The following is a 13,945-nucleotide window of genomic DNA, read 5'->3' as shown; positions in this document are numbered from 1 at the left end:
CGGCCGCTCCCTCACGACGAGCGGGTGGCCTCGTCGAGGACGGCCGCGAGCTCGGCCGGCCGGGTGATCATGGGCCAGTGCCCCGAATCGAGGTCGACGTAGGAGAGGTGCTCCACGCGGCTCAGCTCGGGCAGGTCTCCGGCGGCGATCCACTCCTTGGCCTCGTCCGGGCCGAACTCGGGGCAGACCAGCTGCACCGGGACGGCATAACGGCCCTCATCGGTCAACCGGACCACTCCCTTCGACACGCCTTCGGGCACCGGGACCGCGCCGGACGCGAGCCGCGCCTTCGCCGCGTCGTCCAGGTCGGCTGAGTCGGGACCTTCGAACTTCTCCCAGCCCGGGAACGGCATGACCCCGTCGGTGGTCTCGAAGAAGTCGGCGTAGGCCTCCCCGTCGGCGTTGGGAAAGCCACCGATGAGGGACAGTCCGGAGACCGCGGCAACGCGTTGGTCGGCGGCGATCCACGCGAGGGTGCAGGCGGCCGAGTGGCCAACGACCAACGGGCGGTCGCTGGCGTCGACGGCCGCGACCATGGCGGCCACCTGGTCGTCCAGGGTCGCGCTCGTCGAGCCGTCGTCGGCCCCGGGGAGCGACACCGCGACGGGGTGGTGCCCCCGGCGTTCGAGCTCGGCGGTCACGTCGGCCCAGATCGACTCGCGTAGCCACAGTCCGGCGATCAGGATGATGTCCATGCCGCCGAGAGTACGACGCGTCCCGGACACTCCACTTCCTCATCGATCGTCGCGCTCGAGCCAGAGTGTTGCAGCGTCACCCTCCGTCGAGGGCGGCGACGAGGGATCGCACGGTCGGCGCCGGTATGCCGTGGGCGTCGGCCGCGCGCAGCACCGCACCACCGATCGCGTCGAGCTCGAGCGGTCGACCGTTTTCGAGGTCACGCAGCATCGAGGACTTGCCGTCGGCCCGGAACGCGTCCACGAGAGCGAGGATCGCGTCGGCGTCGGACGGCCCACCGGACGCGCCGCTCACGGCTGCGATCTGCCGTGCGGTGGCGACCAGCTCGTCGTGGTGAGCGGTGCGCACCTCGCCCACGGTCGCCCGGTGGCGGGTGGTGAGCAGCGCGGTCGTGGCGAGGAAGGACAGCTTGGACCAGAGGATCGTGGTCTCGTCGGCGTCCGTGACCACCTCGAATCCCGCGGCGGACAGGTCATCGGCAACGGGACGGATCCGGCCCGCAGGGGTCGTGTCGCTGGCCAGTGAGACGCGCGCGAAGGGGCTGTCCTGCTCGATGGTCCCTGGCGACACCCGCGTCGACTCGACGTGGATGACGCCGGCCACGACGCTCCCCGGGTCGTACGCCCGGCGGAGCATCGCGACGTGGTCGATCCCGTTGAGCAGCGGGATCACGAGGGCGTTCCCGACGGCCGGGCGCGGCAGGCGGGTCAGGGCCTCGCGCAGCGAGGTGGCCTTGGTCGCGACGAAGCAGGCGTCCACGGAGCGGTCCAGCACCGTGGCCGCGTCGACAGCAGCCGTGAAGTCACCGAAGATCCCGCTTCGGACGCGGATCCCGTCCTCCCTCAGATGCTCCACGGTCTCCTCGCGGGCGAGGCAGACCACCTCGTGGCCGTGTCGGGCCAGGACCGCCGCGAGCAGTCCACCGACACCTCCGGGACCCAGCACGGCATACGACGTCATGGGCCCACCATGCTCCGACCACGCGCTGCCGGCAAGGTCGTCGGACGGCGCCGCGTGGCGCTTGGCGCCGGAGGGCCGGGCGGCTCGGCGCACTACGATGCCGTCATGACGACCGACCCTGCCACGTTGCCCCCGTTCCACCTGGCGATCCCGGTGCATGACATCGAGGCCGCCCGCCACTTCTACGGCGAGGTGCTGGGCTTCGCTCGAGGTCGGTCGGACGAGCGGTGGACCGACTGGAACATGGCGGGACACCAGGTGGTCACCCACCAGGTCGACGGGCACCGGGCTCCCGTCGCCGGCACCAACCCGGTCGACGGGCATGACGTGCCCGTGCCGCACTTCGGGCTGGTGCTCGACGTCGCACGGTTCCGTGACCTGGCCGATCGGCTGACCGAGCAGGGCACCGACTTCGTCATTGCTCCCTATGTGAGGTTCGAGGGCACGCCGGGCGAGCAGTGGACCATGTTCTTCCTCGACCCGTCGGGAAACGCCATGGAGTTCAAGGCCTTCCAGGATCCCGCCCAGCTCTTCGCTGTCTGAGGCGGCGCCGTTTCCGGCGGCGCGTCGGTGACCAGCGCCCGAACGCCATCGATGCCGTTCAGGACGGCATGGTCAACGCATCGCCGAGCACGGTCCGAGAGTGCAGCACGGTGTTGCCCTCGCGGATGCTGTCAACCAGCCCACACTCACGCAGCACCGCGAGGTGACGCCGCAGCCCCGGCCAGTGTGGCGCGAGCGCAGCCTCCCAGAACTCCTGCGCGGCCTCGGCGATCCGGTCGATGGCGACGGCCGGCCGCGCGAGCATGTCCTCGAGGGCAGGATCCTTGATGGCCCGCTGATCGGCGCGGACGTAGTCCCAGAGGCTGCCGTAGCAGCGGGCGTCCCGGCCTAGGCTGCTGCCATGGTCGCTCGCACCCCTATCGGCGTGGCTGCCTTGGTGCGCGACGGCTACGTGCTTCTGGCCCATCGCCATCCATCACGGCAGTGGTACCCCGACTGCTGGGACCTCGTCGGCGGGCATGTCGAGCCGGGCGAGCAGCCTGTCGAAGCCGTCGTCCGGGAATGTCTCGAAGAGCTCGGCGTCGATGTCCACGATCCCCAGCCCATCCCGATGCCCTTCAGTGATCCCACGCTCGACCTGCACGCGTTTCTCGTCACGCGCTGGGATGGCGAGCCACACAACGTCGCACCCGAGGAGCACGACGACCTCCGATGGTTCCAGCCGTGCGAGCTCGCCGACCTCACGATGGCCGACGCGGGCGCCCTGCCCGGCATCTTCGGCGCGATCGAGGCCGCAACCCGGTAGTGACGCCGCTCCGGTGGCTCCACGGGTGAGCGTCTCTGCTCAGAAGCTGCTGGCCATGTTGGTGAAGCGCGAGTAGTGCCCCTGAAAGGCAACCACGATCGTGTCGGTGGGGCCATTGCGGTGCTTGGCGACGATCAGGTCGGCCTCCCCCTCCCGCGGAGACTCCTTCTCATACAACGAATCTCGGTGAATCAGGATGACCATGTCGGCATCTTGCTCGATGCTGCCAGATTCGCGAAGGTCGCTCATTTGGGGCTTCTTGTCGGTGCGCTGCTCACTGCCACGGTTGAGCTGCGAGATCGCGATGACCGGCACCTCGAGCTCCTTGGCGAGCAGCTTGAGCGCACGGGAGAACTCAGAGACCTCCTGCTGGCGGGACTCGACCCGCTTGCCCGAGCTCATCAGCTGCAGGTAGTCGATGATCACCAGCTTGAGGTTGTTGCGCTGCTTGAGCCGTCGGCACTTGGCCCGGATCTCCATCAGCGACATGTTGGGCGAGTCGTCGATGAACAGCGGTGCGTCCGACACCTCACCCATGGTGCGGGCCAGCCGCGTCCAGTCCTCGTCGCGCATCGTGCCCTTGCGCATGTGCTGCAGCTGGATCTGCGCCTCGGCAGACAGCAGCCGCATGGTGATCTCGGTCCGGCTCATCTCCAGGCTGAAGACGACGGTCGCCATCTTGTGCTTGATGGCGGCCGACCGGGCCACATCCAGTCCCAGAGTCGACTTGCCGACGGCCGGTCTCGCCGCGACAACGATCATCTGACCGGGGTGCAGGCCGTTGGTCAGGGCGTCGAGGTCGGTGAACCCGGTGGGCACCCCGATCATCTCCCCCGCAGAGCCGGACGCGTGCTCGATCTCGTCGACGGTCGCCTCGATGACGTCGCCGAGGATCGCGTAGTCCTCGCCACCGCGCTTGTCCGCGACGGCGTAGACCTCCGCCTGCGCCGCGTTGACGATGTCCTCCACGTCACCGCCGCCGGTGCCGTAACCCATCTGCACGATCCGGGTGCCGGCGTCGACCAACCGCCGCAGCACGGCACGCTCGGCCACGATCTGTGCGTAGTAGCCGGCGTTGGCCGCGGTCGGCACTGACGAGATCAGCTGGTGCAGGTAGGCCTGCCCACCGACCCGCGACAGGTCGCCCCGCTTGGTCAGCTCGTCCGCGACGGTGATCGCGTCGGCAGGCTCACCCCGCCCGTAGAGGTCGAGGATCGCGTCGAAGATCAGCTCGTGCGCGGGTCGGTAGAAGTCGACGCCCTTGAGCACCTCGATGCAGTCGGCGATCGCGTCCTTGGACAGCAGCATGCCGCCGACCACGCTCTGCTCCGCGTGCACGTCCTGCGGCGGCACCATGCCCTGGTCACGGTCGGACGGTCCGTCGTAGGTCTGTGACTCCAGCTCCGCGATCGACACACGCACCCCTTTCACCGAGGACCCAGCGGCTCACAGCGCAACCCGCACGCCACGACCGAGACCGCGAACAACCGTTCGAGGACAGCACAGCACCCCGCACCGACAGTCACCGTCGAGGTATGTCGACACGGCCGTTTCGCAGGCGAGTCACCCACGCTAGGACCCCGGTGCCTTCCGGGCCAACGCGCGTCGGCGTGTCGTCCTCGGGGCCCTGTGGACAGGCGTGTGGACAAGGTGTGCACCACGCCGTGGATGGCTGTGCACGGCCTGTGGACAACGCGGTGGACAAGGGTGAGGGCGGTCGGCCGGCACCCGGTGTGGCGTGCGTCGACGTCATCCACCGCCTGTGGACAACAGAAAGTTGCCGGTGGCCCGGCGCGTCTCGGGCCGCCGTCGGCTGACCGGAAGCCAAGCCAGAAGTCAGGACAGGCGGACGCCCGAAGTGGGCGAACAGGGCCGGCCGGTACGCGCGGGTTAGGAGGTGGCGATCCCCGCCACGGGCTCCTCATCGGGCCCCGCGTCCCCGCGAGTCGAGGCCCCCGGTGCCAGCCCGGACCCCACCTGGTCCGCAAGCATGAAGTGCCGGCTGCGCGGCATACCACTGCGTCCCCTGGCGAGCGGCTTCACGGCCAGCACCTGGTTGATCCCGATCCGGTTGTCCTCGAACGCCAGGGCCGACCCGGCCATGTAGAGGCGCCACACCCGCGCCCGGCCGGCGCTGGTGAGCTTGACCGCGCGGTCCCAGTCGCCCTCGAGGTTCTTGACCCACTCGCGCAGGGTTAGGGCGTAGTGCTCGCGCAACGACTCCACGTCGCGCACCTCGAAGCCGGCCTCCTGGATCGCGGCGACCATCACGCCGATCGGCTCGAGCTCGCCGTCGGGGAAGACGTAGCGCTCGATGAAGGACGTCTTGGATGCGGTCTCGGCTCGCGGCCCGGGCCGGCGGGCGATCGCGTGGTTGAGCAGCCGCCCGCCCGGTCGCAGCAGCGCATAGAGGTCCTTGGTGTAGGTCGGCAGCATGGCAAGGCCCACGTGCTCGGCCATGCCGATGCTGGCGATCGCGTCGTAGGGTCCGTCCTCGACGTCGCGGTAGTCCTGCACCCGGATCTCGACCTTGTCCTGCAGTCCCTCCTGCCGCACCCGCTCCCGGGCGAAGGCGGCCTGCTCGTGGGAGAGGGTGACGCCGACGGCCTGCACGCCATACTTCTTGGCGGCGTTGATCACGAACGTGCCCCAGCCGCAGCCCACGTCGAGCACGCGCATGCCCTCCTCGAGGCCGAGCTTGCGGGCGACGAGGTCGCACTTGCCGATCTGGGCGTCGGCGAGGTCGTAGTCCACGCTCGGTCCCTCGGGCCAGTAGCCGCAGGAGTAGACCATCGAGGATCCGAGCACGATGGAGTAGAACTCGTTGCCGACGTCGTAGTGGTGGGCGATGGCCTCGGCGTCGCGCTTCTTGGAGTGCAGGCCGCCGTGCAGCCGTGACTCCTCGGCCGGCGGCTTCGGCGGTGGCCCGACCACGCCGAGGCGCACTGCCGCCCGCATGATCTGCCGCTTGACGTCGCGGTCGACGACGATGCTCGGGCCCTCCTCGGACCCGGCAAACTTGTCGAGCGCCTGGAGTGTCTCCAGCAGGTCACCCTCGACCTCGATGTCCCCCGCCACGTAGGCACGGGCGAACCCGAGCTCGTTGGGAGCCCACATCAGCCGCCGCAGTGCCTTGCGCCGCTTGAACACCACCTGTGCCGGGGCGTCCGGAGGGCCGAACTCACTGCCGTCCCAGCAGGTCACGTGGATCGTGTCGTGGCTGCCGAGCGTGGAACCCACCAACGGCTTGATGACCTCAGCGACGGTCATGCATGCATCACCTCTCCGGACTCGCGCGAGTGAACTCGTGTTCACCTCAAGGCTACGCCCGACCCTGACCCCCTCGCAGGTCGGTTCTCTCGCGGCGGAAACCACCGTCGGCGGTGGGACGTCGGGCCGGCGCCGGCCGTCGCCTACCCTGCACGGGTGAGCGACCGCGCCAGTCCCCCGGGCCACGGCGACGACGAGGGGCGAGAATGGAGCGGCGCGACCCCGCCGCCGAGGAGCCGCGGCCAAGGACACAGCGGCGACCGGGGGCGTCGGGGAGCGCAACCACAGTCCCAGCACCGCGAGATCCTGCGCCTCGCGGTCCCGGCGTTCCTCGCCCTCGTCGCCGAACCGATGTTCCTGCTGGCCGACTCGGCGATCATCGGCCACCTCGGCACGACCCAGCTGGCGGGCCTCGGGGTGGCGTCGGCTGCCCTCGTCACGGCGGCCAACATCTTCGTCTTCCTGGCCTACGGCACCACCTCGATCGTGGCTCGCCAGATCGGTGCCGGCTCCGAGCGGACCGCCGTCACCGCAGGCATCGCGGGGGTGTGGCTGGCGGTGGGTCTCGGCCTCGTCACGGCGGTGGTGGTCGCGCTCGCCGCCACCCCGATCGCCCACCTCTTCGGCGCCAGTCCCGAGGCGCTCGAGCACGCGGTGAGCTACCTGCGGGTGTCCGCGATCGGCATACCGGGCATGCTCGTGGTCCTCGCGGTGACCGGGGTGCTGCGCGGGATGCAGGACACCCGGACGCCGTTGGTCGCGTCGGTGGTGGGGTTCGGTTCCAACATCGTGCTCAACGTGCTGTTCGTCTACGGGCTGGGCCTGGGCATCGCCGGTTCCGCGCTCGGCACGGTCATCGCCCAAACCGGTATGGCGACCGGCCTGGTCATCGTCGTCACGAGCCACGCACGTGCGATCGACGCTTCCCTGCACCCGCACCCCGGCCGGGTGCTGCATGCGGCACGGGAGGGTGTGCCACTACTCGTGCGGACCCTCGCGCTGCGGGCCGTGATCGTGGTGACCACCTGGGTGGCGGCCGGGCTCGGCGACGTGCCCCTCGCGGCCCACACCGTCGCCATGACCGTGTGGAGCTTCCTCACCTTCGCCCTGGACGCGCTCGCCATCGCCGGGCAGGCGCTCACCGGCAAGGCCCTGGGCGCCGGTGACGTGGCAGGGGCCCGGTCGGCGACGCGGACCATGGTCTGGTGGGGAGTGTGGGGCGGCCTCGCCCTGGGCCTGCTCGTGCTGGCCGGGCACACCGTCGTGCCAGACCTTTTCACCACCGACCGGGCTGTGCAGTCGGCTCTGTCTGCGGCGCTGGTCGTGGTCGCCCTGTCCCAGCCGATCTCCGGCGTGGTCTTCGTCCTCGACGGCGTCCTCATCGGGGCCGGAGACGGCCGGTGGCTCGCGGTGGCGCAGGTGGTCATGCTCGTGCTCTACCTGCCTCTGGTCCTGTGGGTGCACGCGTCGACCGGCTCCCTGCTCGCGGGCGCCGATCAGGTTGCGGCCGAAGCGCACGCGCTGGTCGTCTTGTGGTGGGTCTTCGTGGGTTTCATGGTGATTCGCGGGATCCTGCTGGGTTGGCGAGCCAGGGGTGACAGCTGGCTCGTGACCGGCGCGACCCGCTGAGCGGCTTGATCGGCACGCCGTTCGACCAGCACGCCGTCATTCGGGAGTGACGGTGGTGCCGGCATGTCCGGCGGCCATCGCCACGGCGTCCTCGAGCCGGCCGATCGCCGCCGTCATCCCGGTGTGCTCGACGAATCGGCAGACAGCATCGACCTTTGGCCCCATCGACCCGGCCGGAAACCCTTCTGCCCGAAGCTGTTCGGCGGTGGCGTGCGCGATCGGCGCCTGCTCGTCGGTGCCGAAGCCGTGCATGACCGCAGGCACGTCGGTGAGCACCAGCAACTGGTCGGCGTGCAGCGACTCCGCCAGCAGGGCCGCGGTCAGGTCCTTGTCGACGACGGCCTCGACACCGCGCAGCCAGCCGTCCTCGCCACGCACCACCGGCACCCCGCCGCCGCCCGCGCAGATCACCAGCGTGCCGGCGTCCATCAGCTGTCGCACCAGCTCGGACTCGATCACCGCCAGCGGTCGCGGCGACGCCACCACCCGGCGCCACTTCTCGCCGTCGGGCCGGACCTGCCACCCGAGGCGGTCCGCCAGCTGCTTGGCCTCAAGCTCGTCATACACCTCCCCCACGAACTTGGTGGGATCGTCGAACGCGGGGTCGTCCCTGCGGACCAGGGTCTGGTTGATGATGCTCGCGATCGGCCGGCCCGGCAACGCGTTCTCCAACGACTGCAACAACCAGTAGCCGATCAGCCCCTGGGTGAGCGCGCCGAGCGCATCGAACGGGTAGGGCGCGGTGAGCCGATGGTCGGCCGCGCTCTCCATCGCCAGCACCCCGACCTGCGGTCCGTTGCCGTGGGTGATGACCAGGTCGTGGTCGCGGGCCAAGGGCACCAGGGCGTTGACTGCGCGCACGATGTTGTCCAGCTGGGCATCGGCGTCGGGGACCTGTCCCCGGCGCAGCAGCGCGTTGCCCCCGAGCGCCACCACGATCCGCTTGCCCACCGCGCCAGTATGCCGAGTCGCGGCTCCCACGGTCCTGGCATCGCAGGTCACGGGTCGGACAAGGTCGGTCGCCGGTGCACCATCCCGGCGCCCACCGTCGCAGCTCGTCGGGAAGCAGACTGGGCTGGATGAGGGCAGGTCAGGAGCGGCGCAGGTAGAAGGCGAGGGCGGCAGCGTAGGACACCCCGCCGAACGCCGCGAGGCCGCCGAACACCCAGACCCCGCTGTCCCACTGGAGGAACAGCGAGACGAAGAAGCCGGCGAGCACGGCCAGCAGCATGAGGTTGCCCATCGCCACGGTCGCCCGGGCGTTGATCGCCTGCTGTCGCTCGTCGACGCCCTCGCCGGCGAGGATGGTCTCCTCCTCGGTGCGGCCGCGTCGCCAGGTCAGCCACCCGGCATACGTGAGCATGATGGCCAGTCCGAAGACGCCGAACCACACCTGGCCGGTGACGACCCCCACGGCCAGGTAGGCGAGCCCGCCCACCAGGCACACCGCCATCACGCCCCGGTAGCCGCGACGACGCTGTTCACTGTTGGTCATCGAAGATCTCCTCCACCGTCAGGTCGAACTGCCGCGCGATGCGCAGAGCGAGCTTGAGCGACGGGTCGTAGCGCCCGGTCTCGATCGCGATGACGGTCTGGCGCGACACGTCCAGGTGCTCGCCCAGGGCCGCCTGGGACAGACCGAGGCTCTGCCTCAGCTCCCGCACCCGGTTCTGCATGTGTGAAGGGTGCTTGACACCAAGGACAAATGTCAAGCACCCTTGACTGTATTAAGCACACTTGACACTGTGCAGCTCGGGCGGCCACGCCCGATCCCGTCTCGAGGGAGGTCCCATGAACATCCTGGCCACCGCCTGCGCCCGACTGCGACTGCCGCTGTTGCTGGCCGGCGCCGTGCTCACCCTCTCGCCTCGCCTCGGCCACGTCGTCACGCTCGGCTGGCACCCGCCGGTCTGGCTGGGCGTCGGCACCGTGCTCGCGGGGTTCGCGCTGTATGCGCGTCTGGTGCCGCGCCGCGGCAGGGCACACCCCGTGCTGACTCCCGTCCGGGGGCACTGGCTCGCGCTCCACAGCCCGGCCGACCATGTCCCCAGCCACGGGGTCGTCGCCTACGGGCAGAGCCACGCCGTCGACCTCGTGCACGTGCCCACCTCCGGCGCAGACGCAGGGCGCTCGCCCAGCGAACGGCGTTGGCGATCCTGGCACCCGAGGCCGGAGACGTTCAGCGGGTTCGGCGAGCCGGTGGTCGCAGTCGCCGACGGTGAGGTGGTCGCCGTCTCCGACTGGCAACCCGACGCCCGGGCCTGGTTCGGCCCGGTCGGGCTGGCGGTGTTCATGCTGCTCGGCGCGATCCGCGAGCTCGGAGGCTCCCGCTTCGTCCTGGGCAACCGCGTCGTCATCCGCATCGCCCCGGACACCTATGCGGTCGTCGCGCACCTGCGTCGGCACAGTGCGCGGGTGCGCAGAGGTGACCGCGTCCTGGCCGGCCAGCAGATAGCGGAGGTCGGCAACACCGGCAACTCGACCGAACCGCACGTGCATGTCCAGCTGCAGGACCATCCGTGGCCGTGGTTCGCGGCCGGTTTGCCGATGACCTTCATCCGCCCCGACGGGACGACCGGGATGCCGGCTGCCCGGGAGCCCGTGCCGCAGGCGGAGCCTGCCGCCCCTCCGCGGACCCGCCCAGTCGCGACGGCACGTTGAACGGCGTCACCACCTGCACGGGGGCCGGCCAGGAGGTCGGCGCCCCGGGCAGGAGGTGGTGGAAGCGCAGCACCTGCTCGCAGGCCAGCCGCAGGTCGCTCCGCAGGTCGTGGTGCAACACCGCGGAGAGCCCGCCGGCTCGCAGCAGCCAGGCGTTGTCCTCGTCGAGGTCGTGTGCCAGATAGGCGTGCGGGTGGACGCCGGCACGGTCCAGCTCGCCCCGGATGCCGAGGTTTCCGCCGCCGATCGAGTAGACCGCGGCCAGGTCGCGTCGCTCGCGCAACAGCTCTCGGACCAGACCGGTCATCCCCTCGTCCAGCCCGTCCGCGTCGGAGAGCACGATGACCTCACGCGTCGGGTCCACCCGGGCCAGCGTGGCCTCGAATCCGGCGAGCCGCTCCTGCTCGCCGAAGAAGGTGGAGCGGGACAACGTCACCAGCACGGCGCCGCGCCGTCGGCCGAGCCACTGCTGAAGCAGGTATGCCGCGGTGTCACCCGCGGCGGCGTTGTCGAGCCCCACGTATGCCGTCCGCCTGCTCGCCTGCAGGTCGGTCACCAAGGTCACCACCGGGATGCGGCGCTCGACCAGGCGATTCACGGCCTCGACCACGCCGGGGTCGTCCGGCGCCTTGAGGAGGAGTCCCTGGCAGTCCGGGCCACGCGTGCTCAGACGGTCGAGGATGTCGACCAGATCAGCCGCGGCCCCCCTCTCGCGCAGGTGGAAGCGCGCACGTACCGTGGCCGGCCGTAGACCCGGCAGCTCCTGCTCGAGAGCCTTCCGCACCGCAGCGCTGAAGCGGCTCGGCGCCAGCATCACCAGGTCCAGCAGGAGGGTGCGACCGGCCAACCGCAACTGGGTCTGCTGCCGGTCCAGTTCCAACAGCGCCTGCTCGACCTGGGACACCGCCCGAGCGCTCACGCCGGCCCGCCCGTGCAGCACGCGGTCGACGGTGGCGGCGCTGACACCGGCTTGTTGTGCGATGTCCGCGACGCGGTGCGGCCCATGGGGGCCACGGCGACCTCTGGCCATCCCCTGATCGTAGGGTCTGAGACAACACCGGCTCCGCTCGTCATGAGGGTTTTTTGAGGTCATTTCGGCGGTCTCCCGACGTGGTTCTCGCTGCATGCTGGGAGCAGATCCCCGTGTGCATCCGCAGCATCTCGTCAGGAGGACCCGTGACCACCCCCTCACCCGCCGCCATCGCCGGTCGGCTCCGCGCCGAAGACTGCCACCTCGAGGACCTGCTCGCGGTGCTCGCCGAGCCGACCGAACTGTCCGACTACCCCCATGCCTCGCGCGTCGATCAAGGGGTCGTCGTCTACGCGTCTGACCGCTTGCGCGGTGTGATCACCGATCCGGCCCGTCGCACGGAAGTCGAGGGCGAGGTCGCGCGAGCGCTGTCCGACGGACCCGGCATTGTGGTGTTCGAGGGCGCCTTCGCTCCGGAGGTGGTGGACCGCACCACCTCGGCCTTCCAGCAGCTCATCACCGATCAGAACGCCTCGGGTGTCCGGGCCGGCGACCACTTCGCCAAGCCGGGGGCGAACGACCGGGTCTGGAACGCACTGGAGAAGCTGGCGGTCGCCGATCCCGAGTCGTTCGTCGACTACTACGCCAACGACCTGCTCGCTCTCGCTGCCTCCGCCTGGCTCGGCCCGGCATACCAGGTCACCTCGCAGGTCAACGTCGTCAACCCGGGCGGCGCGGGACAGACGGTCCACCGCGACTACCATCTGGGGTTCCAGTCGCCCGAGGTGTCAGCCGCCTACCCCGCGCACGTCCACGCCCTGTCGCCGGTGCTGACCCTCCAGGGCGCCGTCGCACACTGCGACATGCCGGTCGAGACGGGACCCACGCTCTACCTGCCGCATTCGCAGAAGTACTCGCACGGCTACCTGGCCTACTGGCTTCCGGAGTTCCAGGACTACTTCGTCCAGCACCATGTGCAGCTCCCACTCACCAAGGGCGACGCGGTGTTCTTCAATCCTGCGCTGTTCCACGCCGCCGGGTCGAACCACTCGGCCGGCGTGCACCGGATGGCCAACCTGCTGCAGGTCTCGTCGGCCTTCGGACGCGCCATGGAGACCGTCGACCGCACGCGCGTAGTGTTGTCCGTCTATCCGGCCTTGTTGGCCCGCAAGGCAATCGGTGCCAGCCGCCGCGACCTCGCCAACGCGGTGGCTGCCAGCGCCGAGGGCTACGCCTTCCCTACCAACCTCGATCGAGACCAGCCGGTCGATGGTATGTCGCCCCGCACCCAGGCGCAGACCGTCCTGGACGCGCTGGACGCCTCCGCCTCACCGGAGGAGCTCGGTGGTCAACTCGCTCAGCAGGCTTGGCGGACGCGCAGCAACTGACGCCGCGTCGGCTCGAATCATGCTGGACAAGCAGTGGATCCGCGCACGATGAGCGCCGGAGCGACGACGACGGTCTCACCCGCCGCGCTCCGGGATCCGGCCGCCGCCCCGTCTAGCCGAGCAGCCAACGCGTCCATGGTGGCCGTGGCCAGCGCCGCCGGGTCCTGGCTGACCGAGGTGAGATCCACCGTCGCCAGACGCGCCAGCGGGCTGTCGTCGTATCCCACCAGGGACAGGTCGCCGGGCACGTCCACACCATGGCGGAGCGCAGCATTCAACACACCCACGGCACACCGGTCGTTGAAGGTCACCACCGCGCTCGGGCGACGAGTCCGAGGCTTCCCGAGCAGGTCCTGCCCGGCGCCCATCCCGGAGGCTTCGTGGTCACCACCGGCCCGCACGTCGACGGCGGCCCCCAGCCCGTGTCTGCGCATGGCCTCCCGGTAACCGCGCCGTCGCGCAGTGGCGATCGGCCCACGCGGTCCGTCGACGTAGGCGATCGCCTCGTGCCCGAGCCCGACCAGGTGGTCCACCGCCGCTGCCATGCCCGGGCGGTCCGCCGCCAGCACACCGTCGAAGCCGTCTCCTGCCGGCCGGCCCACCGCCGCCACCGGGCAGAGTCTGGCCAGCGCCCTCAGCTGGCTCTCGGGCATCGTGGGGCCCAGCAGAGCCAGGCCCTCGCAACGGAAGTCCACCAGCGTCTCCACGGCTCGGCGCTCTCCACGAGCCGAGGTCACGGTCGACAGGACGAGGTCGTAGCCGTGCCGCGTGGCCTCCGCGTCCAACTGGTCGACGAGCTCGGCGTGGAACGTGCTGCTCACGTCGAGCAGCACGCCGACCAGCCGGCTGCGGTGACTGGCCAGCACACTGGCAGTGCGGTCGGGGCGGTATCCGAGTGTCTCCGCCGCGAGCCGCACCGCCTCGCGGGCGCCGGCACTCGGTCCCGGACGGTCGCGCAGGACCAGCGACGCCGTCGCGGTCGACACCCCCGCCCGGGTGGCCACGTCGGCCAGGCGAGCACGCGGCATACACGCCCTCCTCTCCTGCTCCGGCACCTATGTC

General features: G+C 70.4%; 15 protein-coding genes. 5 read left to right on the top strand and 10 right to left on the bottom strand.

What is annotated here, in order from left to right:
* Positions 1-11: 11 nt before the first annotated feature.
* Together FCN22_RS00820 and FCN22_RS00815 are read right to left on the bottom strand one after the other, a co-directional pair.
* Positions 12-695: an alpha/beta fold hydrolase gene (locus FCN22_RS00820; RefSeq protein ID WP_137119628.1), complete on the bottom strand. Its 684-nt coding sequence runs from the start codon at positions 693-695 to the stop codon at positions 12-14.
* Positions 696-771: 76 nt separating this feature from the next.
* Positions 772-1,656, bottom strand: coding sequence for a ketopantoate reductase family protein (locus FCN22_RS00815; RefSeq protein ID WP_137119627.1), 885 nt, complete (start codon positions 1,654-1,656; stop codon positions 772-774).
* A 105-nt stretch (positions 1,657-1,761) separates the two neighbouring features.
* Here FCN22_RS00815 and FCN22_RS00810 point away from each other — a divergent pair, with 105 nt between their 5' ends.
* Complete coding sequence (locus tag FCN22_RS00810) at positions 1,762-2,199, top strand: VOC family protein (RefSeq protein ID WP_137119626.1); 438 nt, start codon at positions 1,762-1,764, stop codon at positions 2,197-2,199.
* A 58-nt stretch (positions 2,200-2,257) separates the two neighbouring features.
* Here the strand turns inward: FCN22_RS00810 and FCN22_RS21520 are convergent, their stop codons facing one another.
* Positions 2,258-2,626, bottom strand: coding sequence for a helix-turn-helix domain-containing protein (locus tag FCN22_RS21520; protein WP_162308078.1), 369 nt, complete (start codon positions 2,624-2,626; stop codon positions 2,258-2,260).
* Here FCN22_RS21520 and FCN22_RS00800 point away from each other — a divergent pair.
* Entirely contained in the window at positions 2,597-2,965 is a 369-nt protein-coding gene (locus tag FCN22_RS00800) for an NUDIX domain-containing protein (protein WP_238384432.1), read from the top strand. The two genes, FCN22_RS21520 and FCN22_RS00800, sit on opposite strands and share 30 nt — an antisense overlap.
* Positions 2,966-3,004: 39 nt before the next feature.
* Here FCN22_RS00800 and dnaB read toward each other — a convergent pair whose 3' ends face one another.
* Together dnaB and FCN22_RS00790 are read right to left on the bottom strand one after the other, a co-directional pair.
* Positions 3,005-4,381, bottom strand: a complete 1,377-nt coding sequence (dnaB, locus tag FCN22_RS00795) for a replicative DNA helicase (RefSeq protein ID WP_373681271.1) — start codon at positions 4,379-4,381, stop codon at positions 3,005-3,007.
* A gap of 474 nt (positions 4,382-4,855) precedes the next feature.
* Positions 4,856-6,235, bottom strand: coding sequence for a class I SAM-dependent methyltransferase (locus tag FCN22_RS00790; RefSeq protein WP_137119623.1), 1,380 nt, complete (start codon positions 6,233-6,235; stop codon positions 4,856-4,858).
* A 303-nt stretch (positions 6,236-6,538) separates the two neighbouring features.
* On the opposite strand from FCN22_RS00790, the gene FCN22_RS00785 reads away from it, so the two are divergent.
* Positions 6,539-7,864 carry an MATE family efflux transporter gene (locus FCN22_RS00785; RefSeq protein WP_238384446.1) on the top strand — a complete coding sequence of 442 codons (1,326 nt, stop codon included), beginning with the start codon at positions 6,539-6,541 and terminating at the stop codon, positions 7,862-7,864.
* Between the two features lie 36 nt (positions 7,865-7,900).
* Here the strand turns inward: FCN22_RS00785 and FCN22_RS00780 are convergent, their stop codons facing one another.
* The 3 genes from FCN22_RS00780 to FCN22_RS00770 all read right to left on the bottom strand — a co-directional run bounded on the left by FCN22_RS00780 (position 7,901) and on the right by FCN22_RS00770 (position 9,540).
* Entirely contained in the window at positions 7,901-8,815 is a 915-nt protein-coding gene (locus FCN22_RS00780) for a carbamate kinase (protein WP_137119621.1), read from the bottom strand.
* A 139-nt stretch (positions 8,816-8,954) separates the two neighbouring features.
* A complete protein-coding gene (locus tag FCN22_RS21515) occupies positions 8,955-9,359 on the bottom strand; it encodes a hypothetical protein (RefSeq protein ID WP_162308090.1) in 405 nt (134 codons plus the stop codon).
* Positions 9,346-9,540, bottom strand: a complete 195-nt coding sequence (locus FCN22_RS00770) for a helix-turn-helix transcriptional regulator (protein WP_137119620.1) — start codon at positions 9,538-9,540, stop codon at positions 9,346-9,348. Before FCN22_RS00770 ends, FCN22_RS21515 begins: the two co-directional genes overlap by 14 nt.
* Before the next feature lie 115 nt (positions 9,541-9,655).
* Between FCN22_RS00770 and FCN22_RS00765 the strand changes: the two genes are divergently transcribed.
* Positions 9,656-10,525 carry a M23 family metallopeptidase gene (locus FCN22_RS00765; RefSeq protein WP_137119619.1) on the top strand — a complete coding sequence of 290 codons (870 nt, stop codon included), beginning with the start codon at positions 9,656-9,658 and terminating at the stop codon, positions 10,523-10,525.
* On the opposite strand, the gene FCN22_RS00760 is transcribed toward FCN22_RS00765, so the two are convergent.
* Entirely contained in the window at positions 10,419-11,555 is a 1,137-nt protein-coding gene (locus FCN22_RS00760; protein WP_137119618.1) for a LacI family DNA-binding transcriptional regulator, read from the bottom strand. The two genes, FCN22_RS00765 and FCN22_RS00760, sit on opposite strands and share 107 nt — an antisense overlap.
* Positions 11,556-11,701: 146 nt before the next feature.
* Here FCN22_RS00760 and FCN22_RS00755 point away from each other — a divergent pair, with 146 nt between their 5' ends.
* Positions 11,702-12,883 carry a phytanoyl-CoA dioxygenase family protein gene (locus FCN22_RS00755; RefSeq protein ID WP_137119617.1) on the top strand — a complete coding sequence of 394 codons (1,182 nt, stop codon included), beginning with the start codon at positions 11,702-11,704 and terminating at the stop codon, positions 12,881-12,883.
* Positions 12,884-12,900: 17 nt separating this feature from the next.
* Here FCN22_RS00755 and FCN22_RS00750 read toward each other — a convergent pair whose 3' ends face one another.
* Entirely contained in the window at positions 12,901-13,911 is a 1,011-nt protein-coding gene (locus FCN22_RS00750; RefSeq protein ID WP_137119616.1) for a LacI family DNA-binding transcriptional regulator, read from the bottom strand.
* Between the last annotated feature and the right edge of the window lie 34 nt (positions 13,912-13,945).

Origin of the sequence: Segeticoccus rhizosphaerae, from assembly GCF_005222685.1 — a bacterium.
GTDB classification, from domain to species: Bacteria; Actinomycetota; Actinomycetes; order Actinomycetales; family Dermatophilaceae; genus Segeticoccus; species Segeticoccus rhizosphaerae.
This window is presented reverse-complemented; position numbering and strand designations above follow the sequence as displayed.

Coding starts and splice junctions, on each gene's coding strand:
- FCN22_RS00760 (WP_137119618.1), bottom strand. CDS start 11,555: ATGGCCAGAGGTCGCCGTGGCCCCCATGGGCCGCACCGCGTCGCGGAC.
- FCN22_RS00810 (WP_137119626.1), top strand. CDS start 1,762: ATGACGACCGACCCTGCCACGTTGCCCCCGTTCCACCTGGCGATCCCG.
- FCN22_RS00790 (WP_137119623.1), bottom strand. CDS start 6,235: ATGACCGTCGCTGAGGTCATCAAGCCGTTGGTGGGTTCCACGCTCGGC.
- FCN22_RS00820 (WP_137119628.1), bottom strand. CDS start 695: ATGGACATCATCCTGATCGCCGGACTGTGGCTACGCGAGTCGATCTGG.
- FCN22_RS00750 (WP_137119616.1), bottom strand. CDS start 13,911: ATGCCGCGTGCTCGCCTGGCCGACGTGGCCACCCGGGCGGGGGTGTCG.
- FCN22_RS00770 (WP_137119620.1), bottom strand. CDS start 9,540: ATGCAGAACCGGGTGCGGGAGCTGAGGCAGAGCCTCGGTCTGTCCCAG.
- FCN22_RS21520 (WP_162308078.1), bottom strand. CDS start 2,626: ATGGGCCAGAAGCACGTAGCCGTCGCGCACCAAGGCAGCCACGCCGAT.
- FCN22_RS00765 (WP_137119619.1), top strand. CDS start 9,656: ATGAACATCCTGGCCACCGCCTGCGCCCGACTGCGACTGCCGCTGTTG.
- FCN22_RS21515 (WP_162308090.1), bottom strand. CDS start 9,359: ATGACCAACAGTGAACAGCGTCGTCGCGGCTACCGGGGCGTGATGGCG.
- FCN22_RS00815 (WP_137119627.1), bottom strand. CDS start 1,656: ATGACGTCGTATGCCGTGCTGGGTCCCGGAGGTGTCGGTGGACTGCTC.